The following is a 24365-nucleotide window of genomic DNA, read 5'->3' on the forward strand; positions in this document are numbered from 1 at the left end:
TTATTCAGGTATATTCTTGTTTTCTTCTTCTTCCTGGAATGTGTCAGGAATTATATGGTAATAGCTGATATCTTCATTTCTACTTGAGAAGGATTTTATTGTCTCTTCATTCTGACTGCACTCAATACACAGTCTCACCCAGGGAATAGCCTGAAGTCTCTTCTCACCGATTGGAGCTCCGCACTCTTCACAAACGCCGTATGTACCGTTTTCTATCTTTTTAAGAGCGATATCTATTAAAAAGAGTGTTTCCCTTTCTGCCTGTGAGAGTTTGTAAAGAGTCTCCCTGCTCAGTTCAGAAGCAACAATGTCAGCAGCATCATCAACACCTGTTTTCTCGTTAAGGTCTTCACTGTTGTTGTTGGACAGAGACTCAATAATTTCTGATCTTTTCTGTAAAAGCTCTTCCCTGATCTTTTGTAAATCCATGATAAAATCCTCCCGAAAAATAAATGAGCATACTAAATATAATTTTTTTTTATATTTGTCAAGATGTTTGGTCAATATTTTTCATTTATTTTTAAAAATGTTAATATATTAATTTCAGTAAACAACTTTTAAGGGGTTGATATGTTAGCACAGAATATAATTAAATACTGGAAGTTTTTACTCGCTATAGGGATAATACTTGCTGTTGGTGGGCTTTTCATACCTAACCAGATACTTGGAAAGATCGTTGAGTTTACAGGATTTGCTATTCTTGCAGTAACCGCCTATGTTCTCGGCTACAAGATGGCAACAGATGAGGCGGAAAAGTATATAAGGTCTGAGATGGAAAAACTCGCAAAAAGGGATATAAGATACAAACTTGCAAGTGAGAAGATGATAAAACATCTAAAGGGTAAGATCTAAATGTCTCAGCTGAGCAAAAATAACAAAACTGTAAAGGTCTATCAGCTTAAAGAGTATCTCAAAGATTATCCTAACAGGGTTGTTGCTGAGATATACTTAGAGGTTTTACAAAATTTTGATGATGATGAACTTGTTCCAGACCTTATTCTTGAGAATCTACTTCTCTCACCTGAAGACTTTAAAGAGGATGCCTGAGAGGAATGGAAGTTCTTAAAGACAACCATTTCAGAAAAACATTATTTGCCGGAATGGTAGGTAATGTTCTTGAGTGGTATGATTTCGTTGTCTACGGATTCTTAGCTGCCATTCTTGGAAAACTTTTCTTCCCTTCAGGTGATCCGACTGTTGAGCTTTTGAAATCGTTTGCCGTATTTGCTGTTGGATTCTTTGCAAGACCTGTAGGAGCACTTCTTTTTGGATATGTTGGCGACAGATTTGGCAGAAAAAGGTCCCTTATGATATCAATTCTCCTTATGGCTGGATCAACGACAGCCATAGGACTGCTTCCAACCTATGCACAGATAGGAATTTTAGCTCCTACATTACTTGTTATCTTGAAGATCATGCAGGGTCTTTCTGTTGGTGGTGAGTATACAACATCAGTATCATTTGTTGTTGAGCATGCACCTAAGAATAAAAGGGGATTTTTTGGAAGTGTTGCTATACTCGGAGCTGTTGTTGGAATCCTGCTTGGGTCTGCCTCAGGGGCTGTGATAACGAAGATTCTGTCGGAGGACGATCTTTACGGCTGGGGCTGGAGAATTCTATTTTTCACAGGGATATTACTTGGTTTTATAGGATATTACGTAAGAAGGAATATTGAGGAAACTCCCAAATTCAGAGAGCTTGAGGAGAAAAAAGCTGTTGATAAACACCCTGTCAGAGATCTTTTTAAAGAGGCAAAGTTAAAATTTTTCAAAACATTCTCTCTCAGCACTTTTCAGGCTGTAGGTTTCTACACAATATTTGTTTATATAGCAAACCATCTGTCTGTTTTTGTTAAATTTCCAAAAGCTACAGCTTTAACTATAAATACGATAAGTATGATCATCCTAGCTATCCTTATACCTCTTTTTGGGGTAATATCAGACAGGATAGGCAGAAAGCCTCTTATTCTGTTCTCAACAGGTATGACAGTTTTACTTTCCTATCCTCTTTTTGCTCTTCTTTCAAAAGGGGATTTTTATTCTGCTCTCATTTCACAGATTATATTTTCCCTTATAACAGCAGGATTTATGGCTATACTCCCAACAACACTCGTTGAGATATTCCCAACTAAGATAAGAAATACAGGCTACTCTCTCGGATACAACCTTCCTTTTGCCATATTCGGGGGAACAGCTCCTTTAATATCAACATATCTTATTAAAACTACAGGGGATATAAACTCCCCTGCATTTTATCTTATAGCAGCAGCGTTCCTTGCGTTTGTTGTTGGGATCACACTAAAAGAAACAGCCAAAGAGCCGCTTCAGTAATGAACACAAGGGTATTTATAGCAGAGCTTGTTCAGGATATACCATTATGGGTTGTTCTTTTTATGAGCGTTTACACAGAGTACCAGAATGACAGAATATTCTTTGCATCACTTGTCTTAGGTGTGTTAGCTACAGCTTATATTCTTTATCAGATGAAAAAGGGGAGTTACAGCTATGAGACCTTATTTGACAAGCCATCAGAAGCGTTGCCCTTTTTAATATACTCATTTTTCCTTCTTATACTCCTTATCATCCTCACATTTCAGGACAGGCTTTATATGGGAAGTATAATCTGGCTTTATGTTATATTAGGCTCCATTGGTGAGATGTTCTTTATGAGAAAGGACAGATCTGAGAAAAAATAACCTTGATTAAACTCTAACCCATTATTAGATTAAATCTCAGAAAATAATTTCAAAGGGAAGGTAAGTATGGAAGTATATGCCGGTCTTGCAGGTATTCCTGTAGTTAAATCATCTATAAGCTATATTGATGGAGAAAAGGGTGTATTAGAGTATCGGGGAATTCCCATTGAAGAGCTTGCAAAAAACTCAAACTTTTTAGAAACATCATATCTGCTCGTTTTTGGAAAGCTCCCTTCAAAAGAGGAGTATGAAAAGTTTGTCTCCGATGTAAAGGACAATCTATTTCTAGACAGATCAATAATCCAGTTTTTAAAAGATATACCTCCAGAAACACATCCTATGAAAGTTCTGCAGTCAATTATTCCTGTTCTTTCGGCTTTTGATGAAAACAAAGAGGTCCTTGATGAAAAACACCATTACTCAGCACTTGTAAATCTGTTAGGCAAAGTTCCAACTATTCTAGCCACATGGAAAAGAATAAAGGAAGGAAAAGAGATAGTTATGCCTGATCCTTCCCTTGATTATGGAGAGAACTTTCTTTATATGATATCTGGAAGAAAACCTGATAAATTGGAAGGAAGGATATTTGACAGATGTCTGATTTTACACGCCGAGCATACTATAAACGCTTCCACATTTACAGCTATAGTTGTTGTATCAACACTTGCAGATTTTTACTCTGCTGTCTCCTCAGCTGTTGGCTCACTCTCCGGAAGACTTCACGGAGGGGCAAACGAAAGGGTCTACTACATGCTTAACGAGCTGAAGCATATTAATGATATAGAAGGTTATGTTGATCAAAAGCTGAGCAGAAAAGAGAGAATAATGGGTTTTGGTCACAGAGTTTACAAGACATACGATCCAAGGGCAAAGATAATAAAAGAGATGCTTGATCAGATATTAAGCTTAAAGGGAAATAATGAGCTTGTCAGAATAGCAACAGAGCTTGAGAAGATAGTTCTGGACAGACTGAAAGGTAAAAAGATATATCCCAATATAGATTTTTACTCAGGAATACTCTACAGTCTCCTTGGAATTCCTGTTGAGTTTTATACACCTGTTTTCGCCATGGCGAGAATATCAGGATGGATAGCTCACTGTAAGGAGTATATCAGGGAAAACAAACTTTTCAGGCCTACTCAGATCTACGATGGGGGGCATAACATAAGATACCTTCCTTTAGAAAAGAGATAGAAAGTGTTAGTCTTGACATAAGAATAAAAGACTGTAATTTAATACTACAAAATATAGTAAAAAGAGGTCTGTTATGGAAGGAATGGGTCATGGAGGTATGTGGATCCTGTGGATTCTTGGAGTTCTCTTTTTAGGAGCAGGATTCCTTGCCTTCATTAAGTATCTTTTTAAATAGGAGTTGAAAATGCATGAAAAACATGAGGATCACCACAAACATACCGGCCATGTTCATAAACATGAGAAACACCACGAACATCCACATAAGCCTGAAGAACACCACCATAAACCGTCTGAGGATCACAAAGGTCATGATCACGCAGCTCATATAGAGGAGTTTAAGAAGAGATTTATCGTCTCTGTAATACTTACTGTTCCTGTCCTGCTTCTTTCTGAGATGATCCAGAGATGGTTTGGTTTCAGTATAACTATCCCATTTCAAAAATGGGTTCTTCTTTTGCTATCTTCTGTTATCTACTTTTACGGTGGATATCCGTTCTTAAAAGGGCTTATATCAGAGATAAAAAACAGACAGCCCGGTATGATGACACTTATCGGGACAGCCATATCTGTTGCATTTTTCTACTCAGCTTTCACAGTCTTTGTAGGATTTGGAAAGGAGTTTTTCTGGGAGCTTGCAACTTTAATAGATGTGATGCTGCTTGGTCATTATATAGAGGCTAAAAGCGTTCTTGGAGCATCAAGGGCTCTTGAGGAGCTTGTAAAGATAATGCCAACTACAGCACACCTTATTAAAGGTGAAGAGATAGTTGATGTAAAGGTCTCTGATCTTAAAAAAGGTGATGTTGTCCTTGTAAAGCCAGGGGAAAAAATACCGTCTGACGGGATAGTTATTGAAGGTGAAAGCTACGTGAATGAGGCTCTCTTGACAGGTGAGTCAAAACCTGTTTTGAAGAAAAGGGGAAGTAAGGTTATTGGTGGATCAATAAATCAGGAAGGGGTCTTAAGGGTTAAGATAGAAAAAACGGGAGAGGAGACATACCTTTCACAGGTTATAAAACTTGTTAAACAGGCTCAGGAAAGCAAATCAAGAACCCAGGATCTTGCGAATAAAACAGCGGCAGCACTTTTCTATATCGCAATGGCTGTTGGGATAATAACATACACCGTCTGGTTTTTTATAGAGACACCAGATTTTGCACTTGAAAGAGCTGTTACAGTTCTTGTTATAGCATGTCCCCACGCACTTGGTCTTGCAGTCCCTCTTGTTGTGGCAATATCAACATCCATGACAGCTAAAAACGGGATACTTATAAGAGACAGGAGAGCTTTTGAACAGGCAAAGGATCTAAATGCTGTGATATTTGATAAGACGGGAACATTAACGGAAGGTAAGTTTGGTGTAACGGATATAGTATCTTTCATAGATGAAGATGAGCTGTTACAGCTATCAATGTCCATAGAGAGAAACTCAGAACATATCATAGCAAAAGCTATAACAAACTATGCGAAGGAAAAAGGGATAAAGCCTTTAGATGTTAAGGATTATAAAACTATACCTGGAAAAGGGGCTTTCGGTGTTGTTGACGGTAAACAGGTTTATGTTGGCAGTCCAAATCTTCTGAAGGAGTTTGGGATAGAGATTGAGGACGAAAGAATAAAGAGACTTCAGGAGGAAGGTAAGACTGTGGTTTTTGTTGTGATTGATGGACAGTTGTCAGGGGCTTTTGCTCTCTCTGACAGGATAAAACCTGAGAGCTATGAGGCTGTAAAACAGCTTAAAGAGATGGGAGTCAAGGTTTTTATGCTTACTGGAGATGCTGAAGAGGTTGCAAGATCAGTATCTCAGGAGCTTGGTATAGATGATTATTTTGCCCAGGTTTTACCACATGAGAAAGCCCAGAAGGTTGAGCTTTTAAAAAATCAGGGTTACAAGGTTGGAATGGTAGGAGATGGGATAAATGATGCTCCAGCTCTTGTTACAGCTGATGTTGGTATAGCGATAGGAGCAGGGACAGATGTTGCGATAGAAAGTGCAGATGTTATTCTTGTAAAAAGTAATCCTGCGGATGTTCCTAAGGTCATAAAGATATCAAGGATGACATTCTCAAAAATGGTTCAGAATCTGTGGTGGGCTGCAGGATATAACATTGTTGCCATTCCACTTGCAGCAGGTGTTCTTTATAACTACGGTATTGTTATACAGCCAGCGGTAGGTGCTATCTTAATGTCAATAAGTACAGTGATCGTATCACTGAACAGCCAGACATTAAAGCTTTCAAAGGTTTGATAATTTACTACTGAAAGATTGAAGTTTATCTCTAAGTTATAATATTAATAACGACTTTTAAGGAGAATATGGAAGTTTGAGAATAGGCTGGATTGAGTATCTTAATACGCTCCCTTTTAATTTTGAAAAAACAGGTCTGAAACTGGACTTTCCATATCAGCTTATTAAAGGAGTTCCTTCACATATAAACAGATTACTGTCAGAAGGCGGTATTGATGTAGGTTTTATCTCTTCAGCCCATTATATTGAAAACTTCAGGGATTATCTTATAATTCCGGATCTTTCCATAAGTGCTCTAAACAGAGTAAAATCTGTGATAATCCTTTCAGATGTACCTATAGAAGAGATTAAAAACATACACCTTACAAAGGCATCAAAAACATCAAGATATCTTACAAAAATAATATTTGAGGTGTTTCTGAAAAAAAGTGTTACATACTTTGATCTTGAGGATGGGGATATTCAGGGAAAAGAGTCTGTTCTTCTTATAGGTGATAATGCTATAAAGTATGCTCACTCAAAACGCTACAGTTACGATCTTTCAAGTATATGGTATAAAAAAACAAAACTTCCGTTCGTTTTTGCTCTATGGTGTGTTAGAAAGGATTACTACAAGAAAAATAAAGATAAGGTAAAAGAACTTTACAGAGTGCTTAAGGAATCAAAAAACAGATTTTTTGAAGATCCTGAAAGGTATGTTAAAGAGGATGATAAAGCTGTTGAATATCTTAAGAATTTAGATTACTGTTTGTCATCTGAACATCTAAAAAGTCTTGAGCTTTTTTCGGACTATCTTCTTGATATTGGACTTATAATTGAGAGACCTGTTTTTCAGTTTGCTGAGGTGTAGGTATGAAAAGAGTTGTGTTTGACAGTAAAGAGGTTTTCCCATCAAAGATAATATGTGTAGGAAGGAACTACACAGATCATATAAGAGAGCTTGGTAATAAAAATCCTGAAGAGATAGTTCTTTTTATCAAACCAAACAGCAGTATATCTGATATTTTGCTGAAACCGGATGAAAGATGCAGGTATGAAGGGGAGATATCTTTTATATTCAAGGATGGACAGATAGCAGGTGTAGGATTAGGTATAGATCTGACACTTATTGATGTCCAGAAAAGACTGAAGGAGAAAGGTCTTCCCTGGGAAAAGTCTAAAGCTTTTGACAACTCTGCTGTTTTCTCAGATTTTGTGAGGGTTGATAGTATAGATTATATAAGAATGGAGCTCTGGATAAACGGAAAACTCCGTCAGAGCGGATCTGTCTCACAGATGATTTACAGTGTAGACCAGATAGTTAATGAGATAAAGAGGTATTTCAGTATCAATGATTACGACATACTGATGTGTGGAACACCTGAAGGTGTAGGAGAGTTTGAAAAAGGGGATATATTTATAGGGAAGATATTTTCAGGTGATAAACTTTTAACTGAGGGAAGATGGACAGCAGAATAGTTACAGCTGATGGAACAGAAACATTTATTAACGAGGAGTACAACGAGGCTTACCACAGCACAAAAGCGGGAGCATACACGGAAAGTCTACACAAATTCATAAAACCTACAAAAATACTGGAAAAAGCTTTAAAAAATAAAGAAATCTATATACTTGATGTAGGTTTTGGTCTTGGTTACAACGTTGCTACAGCTATAAAACATGTAAGGGATCTATCAAAAGATGTTTCTATACATATAACTTCCGTTGAGAAAGATAAAGATGTTTTTGAAAAGATAAGACAGCTTAATATACCTGACAGCCTGAAGGATGCTTATGAGATTATCCTTTCTGGGAATATTGAAGGTGATATATACTCTGTTAAAAAGGAATATCTGGATCTTAAGGTTATATTTGGAGAAGGAAGACAGATACTTAAGAAGCTGTCAGAAGAAGGTATAAAGTTTGATGCTGTGTTCTATGATCCATTTTCTCCTAAAGTAAATACTGAGATGTGGACTGTTAATATATTCAGGATAGTTAAAAGGCTGATGAAGGATGATGGAATTCTTGCTACATACAGTGCCTCACTTGCTGTCAGAAAAGGTCTTATAGAGGCAGGTTTCAGGATAGGTCTTGTTGAACCTGTTGGAAGGAAGAGCTACTCCACAGTTGCAACAGTATCAGGTGATATACCACCTTTGACGGAAAAGGAGAAAAAAAGACTGGAAAGCTCCCCGTATGCTGTTCCTTTTTACGATAATGATGATCTGACACTCAAAAAGGAAGAGATAAAAAGTAGATGGGAATTGAAAATCTCTAAAAATTCCAATAACATAAATGAAAAATAGGGAGGGAGAGCTTGAAAAAGGTACTGTCTATTATTTTTTTAACAGGTTTAATAAATCTTTCGTTTGGAGGACAGGCAACAGCTGTTATATCTGTCAGTGTTGATGTTGAAAAGTCTAAGAAAGAACAGAAGGCAGAAAAAGCTGTTAAAACTGAGAAGGATAAAAAAGATTCTGAGAAGGAGTCTGACGAATAGATATACACCTAAAGCATTTTTTCTACAGTTCTGAAAGGGAAATAGCTTTCCTCAAGTATTTTTATGTATTTCTCAATATCAAGAGGTTTCGGATATCTCATGTATATCTCAAGTGGGACGCCTTTTATGTAACTGTCCTTAACATAGATAATATTTATCTTTTCACCTGGATTTACCTTTATCCCCTCTTTTAGAAGTGTTCCTGCGGTCTCTGATATATCCGTTCTTTTCTGGTATGTGGTGGGATCCTTTGATACCCTTTTCCTTACTGCAAGCTGGAATATACTGAAATCACCTTTCTTTAATCTATCCCTGTATTTTTTCAGTATATCCTCTGTATCCCTAAGCTTCTCGAAGAACTGTTTTCTGTTTTCAGCTTCCTTTAACTTTTCAAGTATCTCACTCTGGAATATCTTAACAAACTGCGGTGAGTCGGATCTTCTTATTTCTATACCTCTAACCTTTAACTCTCCGTTCCTGAACTTTCCATAAAACCTGTTAGGTACGCCTATACCATCTTCCTTTGATGGGAGAAATACAATCCAGTCAAATATACCCTCAAGATTTATCCTGAAATCTATAAGATTTTTATTTATCCCTTTAAATCTCCTTTTCAGCTTTTCGTTTAAGACAGTCTCAAGCTCTCTGTAATCTTTTTCCGTTGCATCTTTTCTGTAAATCCATACAGAATCTGTTAATGCATGTAAAAGTCTGAAACCTCTGCTCTCTGCTATCTCCTTTACAAAGAGTAAAAGCTGTCTTCCTATAGCTGTTGTTGTTTCGTGGGACTCTATCCTTCCGAAAACAGCATTTTTGTATCCAAGGTATCCAAAGCTTACAACAAGAAGCCATTTTAAACCTTTCTGTCTCCTGTCAAATATCTCTCTTCTGTCCTGTGATCTTTTCATAAGCTCTTTGTAATGAGTCCTCCTGTTTAAAAGAAATCTGAGGGCTTTTGGGACTATACCTTCCCTCTTTGTGCATACCCTGTAACCTGTAGGTAGTTTTGCTGTACATTCTCTGTGAGAGCAGTTTATAGTTTCGTATGAGAGATTGTAGTTTGCTATTATTGAGGGATACATTGAGAAAAAATCAAGCTCGGCAACATTTTCAAAAACACCTGTTATCGGTCTGAAGGAAAGACCACCCCTATCAACATCTATAAGCTGGTCTGCTGTTTTTGGGTCTTCCGGGAGATTTTTTCTGAAAGGGATAAGGTATCCTTCTTCAAAAGCCATTCTGATCTCAATGGATGTTATAGGTGTTCCTATCGTTGTTCTTGACAGCTGCTGTAAGGGGATTGAAGATATCCTTCCAAGCTCAATAATACCGTCAAGGCCTATCTCCCTGTAAAAAAATGAGTTTTTTGGGTCTATATGTATCCTTCCAAGTAGGTATGTTGAGTCTGCTGTGTAAACTGTCTGTCCGTAAGAGATGAAACTTCTTCCCTTTTTTGTGAAAGGCTGTGTTTTTATCCTGTTCAGGTTCTGGACGCCTGCTTTTATAAGATTTGGGATTACTATCTCATCCCCGTATTCAACAATCAGGATATCAGGGTCTTTTTTTTTAAAAGCTGTGAGAGATACTCTAAATTGCCATCATCTAAAACTATACCTGATTCCCCTTCCATCTCAATGTATAGAGGAGGCAAATGTCTCATAAACTTTGGATTTCCACCTTCTATATCCGGCTTTATTCTCATTATCCTCAGATCAAAAATCCTGTAATCTGTTCTCTCCGCACTGTCTATCTTTCTGAACATAACTTTTCCATTCCTCTCAACAGGTTCTACAGTGCAGAATGGAAATATCTTTTTTTCATACATAAATATCTGAGCAGGTGTGAGCTGTATGTTGTATATATCAGTATCTTCAATAACTCTGTTTTTCCTCAAAAGATGTACAGCTTTAAGGTATGTAAAAGGTGTGTTTGTTGTTAGCTTATAAACCTGGAGTTCACCTTTTAGAAGATCTTTTTTTAATACTTTCTCAATCTTTATCTTCTTCCCAAATCTTTTGATCAGAAGCTTTAAAGCATCTTTACTGTTTTTCTCACCGATATAGAAGTAAGGTCTGAACCTTCTGAAAACGGAAAATCTCTTCCCATCTTCAGATAAAAGCCATATATGTATCCCGAAGGAGTCAGAGTATATATCAAGGATCTGAAGCTTTCTTTTTACCATTTTTCAGTTCCTGTATCTCTTTTTCCATCTCTATAAGTATTGAAAATATTATGCTCTCTACAGGATTTATACTTCCTGAACTCCCTACAGCCTGAGAGTGGAATTTTGCGTATGAGAAAAGTCTGTCAAATATCTTTTTGTCTTCCTTCCTGAGAGCTTTTCTAAAAAGTGAAAGCTCATTTTTACTGAGCTTTATTATCTGTGTTCCAGAAGGGATAGTTTTCCCCATTTCTTACCTCAGCTGTTAACGGTTATATTTGTGAACATAAAGCTCTCACCAACGATAAAAACAGGAAGATTTATACCTTTTATCTTTTCAACTACAGAGGAAAGGGACAGTCTTTTTTCGTCCTCAGATATGCTCTGGTCTTTCAGAACCTCATCTATGTCGGAGATGATTATAACATCGGGAGCTGTTTTCAGGCTTTTGTCTATAGCTGTTTTAAGCTGGAAAACGGTAAAAACTCTTACTATCTTTATAAGGTTTAAAAGTTTCTTTGGATCTAAGTTCTCAAATTTTGCCACATTCGTTATAAGAAATGGGTTAAACCTGTTCCCACAATCTATAAGAGACACATTTTTTGAGCTTTTTGTGAATTTGTAAAGCATGTAGTGGTAGTGATACTTTCCGTTTGATATCTCTATCTTTTCCCACTGTTTTTCAAGCATACCGATAGGAGAGATCCCATTATAAACCATAACTAAAACCTCCTTTTAAGTCCTCTGTAGGATCTTATTATTCCTTTAACCACACCCTGAACCTGAATCCTGTCAGCTTCGTAATACATAGGCTCAAGCTCCTCATTTGCAGGAACAAGCTTTACCATCCCGTTATCCAGTAGATAAAACTTCTTCAGTGTTGCCTCTTCTCCATCAATGAGAACAACAGCAACCTCCCCGTTTAAAACGTCTTTTCTGTTTTCAACGATAATAATATCCCCGTCCATAATATGCTCATCTATCATAGAGTTTCCCTTTACTTTCAGGGCGTAACAGTTATCACACTGGATAAGGTCTGTCAGATCAACATACTCAAATATGTCCTGTTCTATCTCTATAGGTCTTCCTGCTGCGATATGACCGTAAAATGGGAATTTTAAAGGCTCTTCCTCAAAAAGCTTTTCTCTATTAATCCTGATCTTACCTCTACCTGTTCTTATCAGGTAGCCTTCTTTTACGAGTTTTTCTATATGCTCATGGATTGTTGAGACTGCAGAAAGACCAAAATAGTCTGCTATCTCCTTGAGTGTTGGACTGTATCCGTACTGGGAATAAAACTGGCCTATAAACTGTAGTATCTCTTTCTGTCTTTTTGTTAACAATATCCTAACCTCCTGTTTTTTAATATAACCGAAAAAAAACCGAAAATCAAGTTTTACACCTGTAGGATTTAAGCCGAATAAATGTTAAAATATTCATATAAAACAGGGAGGTACACATTTGGAACTTGTAATAGATAAAAATGATCTTCAAAACCTCTTGAAAAAGGCTATATCAGCAACAGAAAAAAAATCAGCACTTCCAATACTTTCAAACTTTTTACTTGAAGCAAAGGATGATAAGCTCACAGTTCAGGGTACAGATCTTGAGGTTCATGTTTCTGTCTCTGTTTTTGCCAAGATTGAGAACGAAGGAACTGCCTGTGTTAATGCTAAAAAATTAACAGATATATCAAGACTTCTCCCGAGCAATGAGGTTTATATAAAACTTGAGGACAGCACACTGAAGATAAAATCTGGAAAGACAAAGTACAATCTTCCTGTTGCTCCTTCAGAGGACTTCCCACAGATGTATCCATTTCCAGAGGATAACGCATTTTTGATCTCAGGAGATAATCTCCAGAAGGCTATAGGAAAAACAGCCTACGCCTCATCTAAAGAGGAAAGCAGATACGCACTTCAGGGCGTTCTTTTCAGATCGCTTAACGGGAATATAGATGTTGTTGCAACAGACGGACACAGACTCGCACTTTACACTATAGAGAGAACAGGTAAAGGTGATATAAACATAATAGTTCCACAGAAGGCTTTAAATGAGCTTAAAAAGCTCCTGACAGGTCTTGAGGATGTTGAGGTTGCAGCTACAGACCAGTACGCATTTTTCAGAACTAAAGAATGGATACTTATGACAAGACTTTTAGAGGGAGTTTTCCCTGATTATACACAGGTCATCCCTTCAGAGTTCTCAAGGGAGATAAAGATAGATAAAAAGGAGTTTCTTGAGTCTATAAAAAGGGTCTCAGCTGTTATAGAAGGAGACACAAAGCCTATAAAGCTCACCTTAAAGCCTGAGATACTTGAGCTGAAAAGCGTTTCTGTTGAGTATGGAGAGGCTGTTGATGAGCTGAGTGTTGATTATGAAGGTGAGGAGTATTCTATAGGATTCAATGCAAAGTATCTTATTGAGGCTGTTGAGGTTATAGATGGGGATGAGGTTGTGATAAAGTTTACAAATCCGAATGCACAGACATTAATAATACCTGCAGATCAGGAAGACAGGTATAAAGCCATTGTTATGCCTATGGAAATTTCCTGATAAATATATATCTTATCCTGCTGAAAAATTTATTTTAGGAGTAAAAGGTTGGAAGAGAGAAAAGATACAGTTACAACCGAGGAATACAGAGCTGAAGCTATAGATGTTGTTGAGGGTCTTGACCACGTAAGGGCAAGGCCTGCCATGTATATAGGTGATATATCTGAGAGAGGTCTCCACCATCTCGTCTGGGAGCTTATTGACAATGCCGTTGACGAGGCAATGGCAGGTTTTGCGAAAAATATATCCGTTGTAATACATGAGGACGGCTCAGTTACAGTTGAGGATGATGGAAGGGGAATTCCTGTAGATATCCACCCAAAAACAGGGCTTCCAGCTGTCCAGATGGTTTTTACAGTTTTAGGTGCAGGTGGTAAGTTCTCAAAAAAGGCTTACCAGTATTCTGGTGGTCTCCACGGTGTTGGTGCTTCTGTTGTTAATGCTCTATCAAGATGGCTTGTTGTAGAGGTTTACAGGGATGGTAAGGTTTACAGACAGGAGTATGAGTTTGGTAAGCCTATAACACCTCTAAAAACTGTAGGTGAGACACACAAAACAGGAACTAAAGTAACATTTATGCCTGATGACACAATATTTGAGACGGTAAAGTTCAAGTTTGATACTATCTCAAAAAGATGTAGGGAGCTTGCTTTCCTGCTTCCCGGTGTGAGATTTTTCGTCTCAGATGAAAGGGTTGATATAGATGAGGAGTATCTTTATGAAGAGGGTATAAAAGATTTTGTCAGAGTTCTTAATGCTGCAAAGGACCCTCTTTTCAGTGATGTTATATACGTTAAAGGCGAACAGGACAGGATCATAGTTGAGGTAGCATTCCAGTACACAAGAAGCTACAACGAGGTTATAGAGAGTTTTGTTAACAACGTGAAAACCGTTGAAGGTGGAACTCATGTTGCTGGTTTTAGGGGAGCTCTTACAAGGGCTATGAACAAAACCCTTTCAGGAATGAGACTTCCAAAAGAACTGAAAAGCGGTGTTAAAGGTGAGGATCTCAGGGAAGGTCTTACAGCTGTTATATCTGTAAAGGTCCCTGAACCTCAGTTTGAAGGTCAGACAAAATCAAAACTTGGAAATCAGGAAGTAAAAAGGGTTGTTGAGAATATTGTAGGTGAAGCTCTTTTAGAGTTTTTTGATAAGAACAAGGATATAGCTGTAAAGATAGCTGAGAAGGCTATAGAAGCTGCGATAGCGAGGGAAGCAGCGAAGAAGGCAAAGGAGATATCAAGAAGAAAATCATTCCTTGAGGACACATCACTTCCCGGAAAGCTTGCAGACTGTTCTGAAACTGATCCTGAGATATGTGAGCTTTTCATAGTTGAGGGTGAGTCTGCTGGTGGTTCTGCAAAACAGGGAAGGGACAGAAGAACTCAGGCTATTCTTCCTCTAAAGGGTAAGATACTTAATGTTGAGAAGGCGAGAATTGATAAGATACTCTCAAATGATGAGATAAGATCAATAATAAACGCAATAGGAACAGGGATAGGGCTTTCGACAGAGGAGGATGATGAGGGATTTGATCTTTCAAAGCTCAGATACCACAAGATAATACTTATGGCTGATGCCGATGTTGATGGGGCACATATCACAACACTTCTGCTAACACTGTTTTACAGATACTTCCCACAGATAATAGAGAACGGATTTTTATACATAGCACAACCTCCCCTTTACAAACTTAAAAAGGGAAGATCTGAGATATACGTCAAGGATGATGAAGAGCTTGCAAAGATCGTTATAGATTTTGCATCGGATGAGATAACATTTGAGGGGAAAAATCTTACGAAGATACAGATAAAGGATCTTGCAAAGAAGGCAAAAGAGTATTCAGATCTAAAAAGATCAATATACAAGAGAAAAGATAAAAAGGTTATAGATGCTGTTATTGATCTTAATATAACTGAGGATGACCTTACAGATGAAGACAGGGTTAAGGAGATCGTCCAGAAGTTAAGGGAGAAACTTCCTGAGTATAACGTATACTATGAGAGAAATCTTTTTGAGGGTGATATAGAGATATTCTGCGTCAGGGAAGAGAGATTTAAACAGGTACAGAACAAGATAGATGATGACTTCCTAACATCTTACGCTTACAGAAGAATACTTGAGCTAAGCTCCGAGATAAAACAGATCGTTGGTGAACTTCCTTTAACTATGAATTACAAAAATAAGGAGGTTACCGTTACAGATCTTGATCAGCTTTACGATGTTATATGGGAAGCGGGAATCCATGGTGTGGAGATACAGAGATACAAGGGTCTTGGTGAGATGAACCCTGAACAGCTCTGGGAAACAACGATGAACCCCAAAACAAGAAGACTTATGCAGGTAACACTTGAGGATGCTGCACTTGCAGATGAGGTTTTCTCTATACTGATGGGTGAGAAGGTAGAGCCAAGAAAAGAGTTCATCATGAAATATGCTAAAGAAGTGAGAAATCTGGACGTGTAGGAGGTTAATCTCCTACTTCTTTTTCTCCTCCGGTGGAGGAACTGAAACAATCCAGTCAACTATTATCTCAAGCTCCTCAGGCTGTATCTGTGGATGTGAAGGCATCTTCATATCAAGGAATTTAAACCATTTACCTGAACTTCCTTTTCTTATAGTTTCCCTCAGATACTGCTTTGTAGCCTCAATATCATTGTTAAACTCTTTAAGATATTTTGATTTAACCATATAAAAACTTGGTCCTGCCACAATCCCGTAGTCTGCGTGACAGCCTTCACATCCGTACTTTTTAAAAAGTGCATAAGCTTTTTCTTTGTCAGCAGCAAAAGCTAAATTTGATATAAGCAAAAGGGATATTATGAAAACTCTCATTTTTAACCTCCGTATAACTATACACAGTATTATATTTAGTATATCAGAAATTAAAACCAAGGCTTTACAATATTACGAACAGAGGCTAAATTAATAATTCAAACATCTGTGTAATCAGAGTTAATAAGAGACTCTTGGAATAATTAAACGGGAGAACCTCTATATGAACGGTTCTTATATAGGGTATTTAGATATAACGGACATATTCAAGAATCCTCTCTTTAAGGGGGGAGAGGTTGTATTCTTTCTTTTAGATAAAGATCTGAACTTTAAAAATGTAAGCGAAAATATCAAAACTGTTCTTGGCTATTCATCCGATCAGCTGGTAAATAACAGGGTGAATTTTCTGGATATTGTTCACAGTGACGATATTAATAAGGTTAAAGACATTCCTAAAAAGATTTTAGACAGAAAAGGTCTGTTTCAGATAGATAACCTAAAGCTTAGATCAAAAGATGGAAAGGAGGTTTATGTATCCTGCAGAAAGATATATATAAAAGGAAAAGATTCAGATTATTTTATAGGTTACATACTTGATAAAACAAAAGAGGTTGAGGAACGATCGCTCTTTGAGACTATATCAAAGGTTGCCCCTATAGGTATTTTTCTCCAGAGGAAAGGGAGGCTTGTTTTTGTAAATAAAAAAGTGGAAGAGATAACTGAGTACAGTGAGAAAGAGCTTCTGGATATGGATGATATCCTGCTTATAGTACATCCTGAAGACAGGAAAAAGGTAAAAGAAGTTATTGAATTAAGAAATAAAGGGATAAAAAAGTTTGCAAACTACAGGATAAAGATTATAACAAAAAGCAACAGGATTAAATGGATTCATATAAATTCTGAAACTGTTTCCTATCACGGTGAGTACTCAGGAATTGGGACGATAGAGGATATAACAAAGGAGGTTCATCTTGAAAAGGCAAAGGAACTTCTGTTCAGGATAAACAGACTGATAATGAAGATAAGCGAGATAGACGTTCTTTTAAAGGCTGTAGTTGATACACTTATCAGTGTTGATGACTTTTCTGATGTTTTCATTGCAGAGGTTGATGAGAACGGACAGATAGTTCCCAAGTACTTTGATAAAGGGAGTGTTATAACAAACCTTTTCAACAGACTTGAGAGTCTTCCAGAAAGAGAGGTTCTTAACAAGATGGACTATTTTTATATAAGGGATGTTGAGGAAGTTGAGGATTTTGAAAACTGGAAAGAGTATGTAAAAACTGCAGGGGCTGGATCGGTCCTTCTTATACCTATATTTATCCACGACAGTATTAAGTATGTGATCGTCATATACGCAAGGGAGAAAGACTACTTTTTTGATGAGGAGATATCCATATACAGAGAGATATCGGATGATGTTGGGTTTGGTATAAGGTATATACAGCAGCAGAAAGATCTCTTCCACAAGGAGTTTTTTGATACGCTGACAGATCTTGGAAACAGAAAGTTACTTCTATCTGAACTTAAAGAGCTTGTAAGAGAGGAGGAGGAGTTCTATCTGGTTTTTTTAGATATATACAACTTCAGATTTATAAATGAAATATACGGCGAGAAGGTGGGGGACTTACTTCTAAGGGAGATCGCAGATACACTTAAAGAGTTTTTAGACGGTTACAAGATATTCAGGTCAGGATCGGACACATTCACAGTTGTTGTGAGGGATAAGGATATAATGTCCGTTCTTGAAAAAATAAGGCTTGCCTTTACAATACCATTTTCTATAGAGGATCATATTATCCATCTTGATTTTAATGTTTCTGTTGTTAAGTATCCTGAAGATGGTAAGTCAGAGACAGATATATACATAAAAGGTGAAAGAACGCTGGAACTCTCAAAAAGTAAGGGAAAAAATCATATACTTTTCTATAACGAAAAGGATTACCAGAAGGTTAAAACTATAAAGGAGATAGAAGAAAAGATAGAAACAGCTCTTATAGAAAACCAGTTCACATTCAATCTTCAGCCTGTTGTTGATTTTAAAACTGATAGTGTGATCGCCGCTGAAGCTCTGATAAGATGGAAAACGCCTGAAGGAGAGTACATACCACCATCTGAGTTTATACCTATAGCTGAAAAAACAGGACAGATAAAGGATATTGATAATCTTATGCTTGTTAAGGTCAACGATATTATAAACAGATGGAAGAGGGAAGGTTTAAACCCTGTAAAGATATCAGTGAATGTAACTCCCCAGAATATAGAAGAGATCATATACAAGATAAAATCAACAAATAAGATGGTATTTTTCAAGGTTCCTGAAGGGGAGCTTCTTTTAAACAGTAAGTACATAATAATGGAGATAACTGAAAGGGATCTTCTTGATCTTTACAGACAGAAAAAGGATATAGACAATCTGAGAAAGATGGGATTTGAGATATCTATAGATGATTTTGGTACAGGTTTTTCAACATTAAAATATCTGGCTAATATAAATGTTGATTCTATAAAGATTGATATGTCCTTTATAAAGGATATGCTTATTGATGAGAATGTTCATAAACTGGTCCAGTCTATAATTAACATAGCAAAGATATTCAATATAAAAACAATAGCTGAAGGTGTTGAGACTGAAGAGCAGTATATTGAGCTTAAAAAGTTAGGCTGTGACAGGTATCAGGGTTATTACTTCTCTCCACCACTTGAGCCTGAAGAGTTTGTAAAATTCCTTAAGAAGTAGTAAACAAGAGGAACGAATATCAGTGTGAGGAATGTTCCCACAATGAGTCCACCTATTGCCACAACGGCAAGAGGGGCAAGTCTTTCAAGCCCTAAAGCCCATGCAAAAGCGATAGGTACCATACCTGCAGATGTTGCAAAGGCTGTCATAAGTACAGGTCTGGTCCTTATATTTATACTCTCTAATACAGCTTTTTTTAGATCTCTGTTTTTTTCATAATGCATGGTTATAAAATCTATCAACAGAATGGAGTTCTTTACTATTATTCCTGACAGCAGTATAAGCCCCATCATAGCTGGTAGCGATCTATGGTAATCGGCCAGTAGTAAAGCCCATATTCCACCTATAACAGCAAGTGGGATTGCTGATATTATTGATGTTGGTGCTGAGAATGATCTGAATGTAGGAACCATAGAGAAAAAGAGCAGAACTATACCGAACCCGACAGCTTTAAACATCCTTCCGAGTGAATCAGACAGCTGTTTTACCTCGCCCTGATCGCTTATCTCATAACCGTGAGGAATTTTAAGATCATCTAACGCTTTTTCTGTTCTTCCTGCAATGTGTGTTACAGCTCCCTTTTCTCTGAAGCCGATAATATCTATCGTATATCTCAGATCCTGTCTTGTGATTATCGTCGGTTCAACAATCTTTTCTAACTTTGCGAATACAGAGAAAGGAACTTTCCCTTTAGGTGTGTCTATATAATACTCATTGAGTTGATCTATGTAGGATCTCTTAGCTTCCGGAAGGATTAATTTTATACCGACGGGGTTCTCATTCTGTATGTTCATAAGTGATACATTTGCTCCTTTTACAAAGGCTGATATCTGGGAGATAAAACTGTATGGTGTGAGTCCAAACTGTTCAAGCCTTTCACTGTTCAGAACAATCCTGTAAGATACCTTGTCCATATCCCAGTTTTTGTATACAGATTTCAGCCCTGTTACATTTTCCATCCTTCTCAGTATCTCATTTCCGATAGAATCAAGTCTGGATAGGTCATCACCAGATACCATGATATCAACGGTACCTTTTATATTTGACATTGGTGTGGCACCGTACTCAAATACAGAGACATACTTTATATCTGGTAACTGTGATATCTTTTTATAAAGATCCCTCTGTATCTTCCATATATCCTTTTCCCTGTCAAATCTCGTGTTGTATGTAACTGTTATCGTTACAGACTGTGGGGAGTTTGATCCGATTGATAGTACACCGGGTTCTGATCCTACAGCTGTGGATATCTTTTCTACGTTTTTATCTGAGGATATAATCCTGTTTATTCTTTCTGTTATCTTTTCAACCTTTTCTGGAGATATGTTTGAGTTCAGAATCACATTCAATTTTACTATCCCCGTATCCATAGGAGGCATCATCTCATTTCCAAGAACCGGTATAACAAATCTGACACTTAAGATAAGAACAGCTATTAACGGTATAAAGTACACCAGTGGATGAACCTTTCCATAAACAGCTCTTTTTACAGCACCTGTATAAAAATTTTTTAAAGGCTCGAGTAATACTGATACAACCTGGTAAACCTTTTTCTCAAATATGTTTTTTCCTTCAGTTTTTTTGAGTATATACGGGGATATAAGGGGGATAAATGTTATAGAAACAAAGTAAGAGACCCACAGAGCTATAAGCAATGTCTCCGATAGAGGTCTGAATATCTTTTCCGGATAATCTCCAACAAACAGAAGGGGAACAAGAACAGAAGATGTGGCAACAGTTCCTCCTAAGATAGCAAGCATGACCTCTTCAGTTCCTTTCAGAACTGCTGTTTTTACATCCTCACCTAGCTGGTGGAGATGCCTCTCTATATTTTCAAGGACGACAACAGCATCATCTATGAGCATTCCAAGGGCGAGAATAACAGCTGTCAGGGTTACTATATTGAACTGGATATCAAAAAGCCACATAAAACCTATCGTTATACTGTAAACGAAAGGTATTGATAAAGCAGCAACGATCATCTGGCGTATATTTGCAAGGAAAAGAAAGATTACGATTGAGACAAAGATTATCGCATCCCTTAAAGCCTCAAACATATTTGATATGCTGAGGGATATGATCCTTTCCTGTGTGTCAGCTATCTCAAATTTTAGAGATGGGTATAACTTCTCAAGCTCCTTTACTTTTTCTTTTACATTATGGATAGTATCAAGGGCTGAAGCATCTATACTTCTCTGAACGGCGATAGCTACTGCCTTTTTCCCGTTTCCAAAATATAAGGAGAAGTTGTCCGGATAGCCGTACCGTACAGATGCTATATCACCAAGTCTGACATTATCCCTTATTACCAGATCTTTGATTCTATTTATATCTCTGAACTTACCGTCGTACTTTATAAGGAAATAACCTTCATCATTTATGATAAATCCTGCAGGGTATGTTATGTTCGACTCCCTTATCTTTCTTATTACAAGATCAACCGGGATGTTAAGTCTGTTCAGCTTTTCACTGTTCAGCTCTATGTATAGCTCCTTTCTGTATCCGCCAAAAATATCAACATTCTCAACACCTTCAACCTTTAAAAGCTGATCTTTTATCTGGTTTTCCGCTAACTGTCTTACATCCGCAAGTGAGATTGATCTGTCTTTGGGATATACAGCATAAACTAAAACAGGCTGTGTGTTTGAGAATATCCTGTATATAGCGGGATCTTTTATATTTTCTGGAAGTTTTCCCTTTACTTTTGATAGTGCATTTGAGACATCCGTTACCGCCTCTGAGAAATCCTTTCCATACTCAAACTCAGCCGTTATAACAGCCATCCCGTCAGTAATTGATGATCTTACGGTTCTCAGTCTGTCTATGGTGTAAAGCTGCTTTTCAATGGGGATAACAATGTTCTCAGATATATCCTTGGCAGAGGAGCCTTCCTGTGTTATAACTACAGCCACCTGAGGTCTGTCTGCATCAGGAAAAAGATTTCTGTCCTGATGAAAGTATCCATATATACCTATAATCGAGAATATTATTATCAGTGATAATGTCGTATGATGATTTTTCAGAATAAAATGTGTAAACTTTTCCATCCTAATCCTTACCTTCTGTAACTATTTTTCCTTTTCCCATGAATAAGGCTCTTCTCAGTGTTGGGTCTGACCCCACGGCAACAACCATTCCTTCAGTTAGATCACCTTTAACAACAGCTTTATCCCTGTATACCCCTTTTAGCTCTACAGGTATTTTTATAAATTTTCCTTTTTTCTCTGTTATAACGTATCTTTTTCCGGTCAGATCAAGTATTGAGTTGACAGGTACTATAAAACCGTCATCCGTTTCTAAATAGATCTTCACAGGGATGTTAACTCCAACAGGAATATTTCCCAGACTGTCTGACTTTATCTCAATCTGGGGCAGTTTTATCTCTGATGTTACATATTTCTTAGATATATATCCTTTTATATCTCTCCCGTTAAATGCTATCTTTACAGGATATCCTTCATCAATTCTGTTGTATATATCTGGAGGGATGTTTACCAGAATCTTTCTGCCTGTGTAAACCTCCAAAACAGGTTTTCCTGCAACAGCGAAGCTACCTTCATAAAGGAATATCCTTCCGATCTGACCATTAACAGGAGATCTGACAGTTCCGTATTCTGCAAATATCTCAAGTGATTTTATCTTACTCAGAAGAGATTCTATCTTTTTGTTCAGCGCATCTATACTTTTCTGGATTACTTTCAGGTCTGTTTCTGCTTTTACAAGTTTCAGGTGTGAAAGTTCTAATGCTTCCTCTGGTATTGCCTTATTTTCAAAAAGTATCCTGTCCCTTTCGTATATATTTTTTGTGTATTTGTAGTTTGCTTTAGCTGTTTTCAGTTTTTCCCTGTTAATCTCAATCTGATCACGGAGATACTCAACCTCTTTTTTCAATGATTTTATATCTTCCTCTATCTGTCTTGTGTCTATGACGGCTATAGTCTGACCTTTTTTAACTGTATCTCCCTCTTTTACATTCAGTTTCAGGATATTCCCCGTTATTTTTGATGAGAGCTTTACAGTCTTCTCGGGAAAGACGGAGCCTGTAAAATCTCTGTAAATCTCAAGTTTTCCCCTTTTCACAGCCTTTCCCTCAAGAATAACAGAAACAGGTTCTGGTTTTATATCATTTTCAAGGGCTTTTCTTTTTTCCCTGAGGATCTTTATTCCTCCTGCTATTAAAAGGAAGACAATAAAGAACGCTATATATTTCCTCATATCATTCCTCACTGATTAAGTAGTTAAGGTATGCAATCTCTGCTTCCCTTTTATAAAAGGCTTCGTAGTATCTTGTCTCTGCTGATATTCTGTCTGATTTTGCTTTCAGCAGGTCAAATATATCAGATACACCGTTTTCATACTTTATCTTTTCTATCCTTTCTATCTCTTTTGCAAACTCTATCCTTTTTTTGGCTGATACTATCTCCTCTTCATAGATCCTTATTCTGTTTAATACCGTATTTATCTCCTTTTTCAGATTTAAAAAAGCAGATCTCTCCCTCTCACTGTAAAAAAGATACTCTTTCCTCCCTTCAGAAACAGCAGAAGCTCTCCTGCCAAAATCAAACAGGGTATACCTTATATTTAAACTGATCTTATAGAAATCAAAACTTTCTCCAAGTGCATACTTTTTTGAGTATGCTAGATCAAGATCAACCCGTGGATAGTATGCAGATTTCTGCCTCTTTATGAGATTTTTAGCTTTTATTTTATTTAGCTGTTCTTTCTTTATATAAAGTAGATCTTCATACCCTTTTATCTCCGGAACAGGACTGCTTTTATTTATATCGCTCAGTCTATCAAGTTCTATGTCTTCCCTGCCTACAAGGGTCTTTATTGTGTATTTCAGATCTTCTATTTTGAGTGTTATCTTTTTCAGCTCCGTTTCGGCCTCTTTTAGCTGGTAATCTACTTTCAGCAGATCAACCTCAGCTTTCTTTCCGGCTTTTACAGATACGATCACGTTTTCTTTCAGCTTTTTAAGGGAACTGATATAACTTTCCACAGCCTTTTTCTGCTTTTCAAAGGAAAGTATCTGAAGGTAAGATGATTTTATACGGTATACAAGCTGATTTTTTGTGAGTCTTTCCTCAGTATCTGCTATCTTACCGCCTATACGTGATATTTTCAGATCTGTCTCAGTTCTGAAGCCTGTAAATAAAGGGACGCTGTAGCCTATACCAAAACTGTAAAAGTTGTTGGCAAAAGTCATTCCTGATATTCCTTTTTTCGGGTCTAAAAAACCGAGGTTTGTTTTCTCGCTGAAGTGATCAAAACCTCCATAAATGTATAACTTTCCGTATCTTGAGGATCTTATCTGTTTTTCTTTCTCCAGGTATATCTCTTTTTTTATCCTTTTTTGCTTTAAATAGGGGCTGCTGATTAGAGCCTGCTGTATAAGCTGGTCTAAGGTCACCCCAAAGGATGAGAAACTTATAATAAGCAGTAAGGCGATTACTCTTTTCATCCCATCTAAGTTATATAATTATAACTTAATATATTCTCAAAACTTCTTGA

At 37.1% G+C, this 24365-nt stretch carries 24 protein-coding genes; 14 read left to right on the forward strand and 10 right to left on the reverse strand.

Going from position 1 to position 24365, the window contains the following annotated elements:
- On the reverse strand, positions 1–429 hold the full coding sequence (locus PERMA_RS07550) for a TraR/DksA family transcriptional regulator (RefSeq protein WP_012675467.1): 429 nt from the start codon (positions 427–429) through the stop codon (positions 1–3).
- 141 nt (positions 430–570) lie between these two features.
- Here PERMA_RS07550 and PERMA_RS07555 point away from each other — a divergent pair, with 141 nt between their 5' ends.
- From PERMA_RS07555 to PERMA_RS07600, 11 genes are all read left to right on the forward strand, one after another.
- Positions 571–852, forward strand: coding sequence for a hypothetical protein (locus PERMA_RS07555; protein ID WP_012676354.1), 282 nt, complete (start codon positions 571–573; stop codon positions 850–852).
- Positions 853–1047: a hypothetical protein gene (locus tag PERMA_RS07560; protein ID WP_012675218.1), complete on the forward strand. Its 195-nt coding sequence runs from the start codon at positions 853–855 to the stop codon at positions 1045–1047.
- A gap of 5 nt (positions 1048–1052) precedes the next feature.
- A complete protein-coding gene (locus PERMA_RS07565) occupies positions 1053–2330 on the forward strand; it encodes an MFS transporter (RefSeq protein ID WP_012676123.1) in 1278 nt (425 codons plus the stop codon).
- Positions 2330–2695: a hypothetical protein gene (locus PERMA_RS07570; protein ID WP_012676806.1), complete on the forward strand. Its 366-nt coding sequence runs from the start codon at positions 2330–2332 to the stop codon at positions 2693–2695. Before PERMA_RS07565 ends, PERMA_RS07570 begins: the two co-directional genes overlap by 1 nt.
- Positions 2696–2761: 66 nt before the next feature.
- Complete coding sequence (locus PERMA_RS07575) at positions 2762–3889, forward strand: citrate/2-methylcitrate synthase (RefSeq protein WP_012675715.1); 1128 nt, start codon at positions 2762–2764, stop codon at positions 3887–3889.
- Positions 3890–3962: 73 nt separating this feature from the next.
- The gene (locus PERMA_RS10860) at positions 3963–4064 is read left to right on the forward strand and encodes a cytochrome c-type biogenesis protein CcmH (RefSeq protein ID WP_148206416.1); all 102 of its coding nucleotides are present in this window, start codon (positions 3963–3965) and stop codon (positions 4062–4064) included.
- 9 nt (positions 4065–4073) lie between these two features.
- Positions 4074–6137 (forward strand): heavy metal translocating P-type ATPase, encoded by a 2064-nt coding sequence (locus PERMA_RS07580; protein WP_012676689.1) that lies wholly within the window; start codon positions 4074–4076, stop codon positions 6135–6137.
- Positions 6138–6213: 76 nt separating this feature from the next.
- Entirely contained in the window at positions 6214–6987 is a 774-nt protein-coding gene (locus PERMA_RS07585) for a menaquinone biosynthetic enzyme MqnA/MqnD family protein (RefSeq protein ID WP_012675541.1), read from the forward strand.
- A 2-nt stretch (positions 6988–6989) separates the two neighbouring features.
- Entirely contained in the window at positions 6990–7595 is a 606-nt protein-coding gene (locus PERMA_RS07590) for a fumarylacetoacetate hydrolase family protein (protein WP_012676633.1), read from the forward strand.
- Positions 7580–8425, forward strand: a complete 846-nt coding sequence (locus PERMA_RS07595; RefSeq protein ID WP_012676713.1) for a tRNA (5-methylaminomethyl-2-thiouridine)(34)-methyltransferase MnmD — start codon at positions 7580–7582, stop codon at positions 8423–8425. The genes PERMA_RS07590 and PERMA_RS07595 overlap by 16 nt, the downstream gene beginning before the upstream one ends.
- Positions 8426–8436: 11 nt before the next feature.
- Positions 8437–8619 (forward strand): hypothetical protein, encoded by a 183-nt coding sequence (locus tag PERMA_RS07600; protein ID WP_012675822.1) that lies wholly within the window; start codon positions 8437–8439, stop codon positions 8617–8619.
- An 8-nt stretch (positions 8620–8627) separates the two neighbouring features.
- Here PERMA_RS07600 and PERMA_RS07605 read toward each other — a convergent pair whose 3' ends face one another.
- The 5 genes from PERMA_RS07605 to lexA form a co-directional block, all read right to left on the reverse strand.
- Positions 8628–9857 (reverse strand): DNA polymerase domain-containing protein, encoded by a 1230-nt coding sequence (locus tag PERMA_RS07605; RefSeq protein WP_012676793.1) that lies wholly within the window; start codon positions 9855–9857, stop codon positions 8628–8630.
- Between the two features lie 305 nt (positions 9858–10162).
- Complete coding sequence (locus PERMA_RS07610; RefSeq protein WP_012675878.1) at positions 10163–10801, reverse strand: 3'-5' exonuclease; 639 nt, start codon at positions 10799–10801, stop codon at positions 10163–10165.
- The gene (locus PERMA_RS07615) at positions 10773–11030 is read right to left on the reverse strand and encodes a DUF8156 family protein (RefSeq protein WP_015898861.1); all 258 of its coding nucleotides are present in this window, start codon (positions 11028–11030) and stop codon (positions 10773–10775) included. The genes PERMA_RS07610 and PERMA_RS07615 overlap by 29 nt, the downstream gene beginning before the upstream one ends.
- An 8-nt stretch (positions 11031–11038) precedes the next feature.
- Complete coding sequence (locus PERMA_RS07620; protein ID WP_012675256.1) at positions 11039–11500, reverse strand: hypothetical protein; 462 nt, start codon at positions 11498–11500, stop codon at positions 11039–11041.
- 2 nt (positions 11501–11502) lie between these two features.
- A complete protein-coding gene (gene lexA / locus PERMA_RS07625) occupies positions 11503–12123 on the reverse strand; it encodes a transcriptional repressor LexA (RefSeq protein WP_012676236.1) in 621 nt (206 codons plus the stop codon).
- A gap of 118 nt (positions 12124–12241) precedes the next feature.
- Between lexA and dnaN the strand changes: the two genes are divergently transcribed.
- Entirely contained in the window at positions 12242–13336 is a 1095-nt protein-coding gene (dnaN, locus tag PERMA_RS07630; RefSeq protein WP_012675527.1) for a DNA polymerase III subunit beta, read from the forward strand.
- A gap of 48 nt (positions 13337–13384) precedes the next feature.
- On the forward strand, positions 13385–15802 hold the full coding sequence (gyrB, locus tag PERMA_RS07635) for a DNA topoisomerase (ATP-hydrolyzing) subunit B (protein WP_012676394.1): 2418 nt from the start codon (positions 13385–13387) through the stop codon (positions 15800–15802).
- 12 nt (positions 15803–15814) lie between these two features.
- Here gyrB and PERMA_RS07640 read toward each other — a convergent pair whose 3' ends face one another.
- Positions 15815–16171, reverse strand: a complete 357-nt coding sequence (locus tag PERMA_RS07640) for a c-type cytochrome (RefSeq protein WP_012675584.1) — start codon at positions 16169–16171, stop codon at positions 15815–15817.
- Positions 16172–16334: 163 nt separating this feature from the next.
- Between PERMA_RS07640 and PERMA_RS07645 the strand changes: the two genes are divergently transcribed.
- Positions 16335–18851 carry a sensor domain-containing protein gene (locus PERMA_RS07645; RefSeq protein ID WP_012676240.1) on the forward strand — a complete coding sequence of 839 codons (2517 nt, stop codon included), beginning with the start codon at positions 16335–16337 and terminating at the stop codon, positions 18849–18851.
- Here the strand turns inward: PERMA_RS07645 and PERMA_RS07650 are convergent.
- From PERMA_RS07650 to PERMA_RS07660, 3 genes are read right to left on the reverse strand one after another with little or no spacing between them, the layout of a single operon-like run.
- On the reverse strand, positions 18797–21898 hold the full coding sequence (locus tag PERMA_RS07650; protein WP_041530915.1) for an efflux RND transporter permease subunit: 3102 nt from the start codon (positions 21896–21898) through the stop codon (positions 18797–18799). The two genes, PERMA_RS07645 and PERMA_RS07650, sit on opposite strands and share 55 nt — an antisense overlap.
- Position 21899: 1 nt before the next feature.
- Positions 21900–23066 (reverse strand): efflux RND transporter periplasmic adaptor subunit, encoded by a 1167-nt coding sequence (locus tag PERMA_RS07655; RefSeq protein WP_012676072.1) that lies wholly within the window; start codon positions 23064–23066, stop codon positions 21900–21902.
- 1 nt (position 23067) lies between these two features.
- Positions 23068–24315 carry a TolC family protein gene (locus tag PERMA_RS07660; RefSeq protein ID WP_012676512.1) on the reverse strand — a complete coding sequence of 416 codons (1248 nt, stop codon included), beginning with the start codon at positions 24313–24315 and terminating at the stop codon, positions 23068–23070.
- Positions 24316–24365: the final 50 nt, after the last annotated feature.

The sequence above is a fragment of the Persephonella marina EX-H1 genome, assembly GCF_000021565.1.
GTDB lineage: Bacteria > Aquificota > Aquificia > Aquificales > Hydrogenothermaceae > Persephonella > Persephonella marina.

Bases quoted from the DNA above. Each gene is read 5' to 3' on its own strand.
- PERMA_RS07550 (WP_012675467.1), bottom strand. From the start codon at position 429: ATGGATTTACAAAAGATCAGGGAAGAGCTTTTACAGAAAAGATCAGAA.
- PERMA_RS07555 (WP_012676354.1), top strand. From the start codon at position 571: ATGTTAGCACAGAATATAATTAAATACTGGAAGTTTTTACTCGCTATA.
- PERMA_RS07560 (WP_012675218.1), top strand. From the start codon at position 853: ATGTCTCAGCTGAGCAAAAATAACAAAACTGTAAAGGTCTATCAGCTT.
- PERMA_RS07565 (WP_012676123.1), top strand. From the start codon at position 1,053: ATGGAAGTTCTTAAAGACAACCATTTCAGAAAAACATTATTTGCCGGA.
- PERMA_RS07570 (WP_012676806.1), top strand. From the start codon at position 2,330: ATGAACACAAGGGTATTTATAGCAGAGCTTGTTCAGGATATACCATTA.
- PERMA_RS07575 (WP_012675715.1), top strand. From the start codon at position 2,762: ATGGAAGTATATGCCGGTCTTGCAGGTATTCCTGTAGTTAAATCATCT.
- PERMA_RS10860 (WP_148206416.1), top strand. From the start codon at position 3,963: ATGGAAGGAATGGGTCATGGAGGTATGTGGATCCTGTGGATTCTTGGA.
- PERMA_RS07580 (WP_012676689.1), top strand. From the start codon at position 4,074: ATGCATGAAAAACATGAGGATCACCACAAACATACCGGCCATGTTCAT.
- PERMA_RS07590 (WP_012676633.1), top strand. From the start codon at position 6,990: ATGAAAAGAGTTGTGTTTGACAGTAAAGAGGTTTTCCCATCAAAGATA.
- PERMA_RS07595 (WP_012676713.1), top strand. From the start codon at position 7,580: ATGGACAGCAGAATAGTTACAGCTGATGGAACAGAAACATTTATTAAC.
- PERMA_RS07605 (WP_012676793.1), bottom strand. From the start codon at position 9,857: ATGGCTTTTGAAGAAGGATACCTTATCCCTTTCAGAAAAAATCTCCCG.
- PERMA_RS07610 (WP_012675878.1), bottom strand. From the start codon at position 10,801: ATGGTAAAAAGAAAGCTTCAGATCCTTGATATATACTCTGACTCCTTC.
- PERMA_RS07615 (WP_015898861.1), bottom strand. From the start codon at position 11,030: ATGGGGAAAACTATCCCTTCTGGAACACAGATAATAAAGCTCAGTAAA.
- PERMA_RS07620 (WP_012675256.1), bottom strand. From the start codon at position 11,500: ATGGTTTATAATGGGATCTCTCCTATCGGTATGCTTGAAAAACAGTGG.
- PERMA_RS07640 (WP_012675584.1), bottom strand. From the start codon at position 16,171: ATGAGAGTTTTCATAATATCCCTTTTGCTTATATCAAATTTAGCTTTT.
- PERMA_RS07645 (WP_012676240.1), top strand. From the start codon at position 16,335: ATGAACGGTTCTTATATAGGGTATTTAGATATAACGGACATATTCAAG.
- PERMA_RS07650 (WP_041530915.1), bottom strand. From the start codon at position 21,898: ATGGAAAAGTTTACACATTTTATTCTGAAAAATCATCATACGACATTA.
- PERMA_RS07655 (WP_012676072.1), bottom strand. From the start codon at position 23,066: ATGAGGAAATATATAGCGTTCTTTATTGTCTTCCTTTTAATAGCAGGA.
- PERMA_RS07660 (WP_012676512.1), bottom strand. From the start codon at position 24,315: ATGAAAAGAGTAATCGCCTTACTGCTTATTATAAGTTTCTCATCCTTT.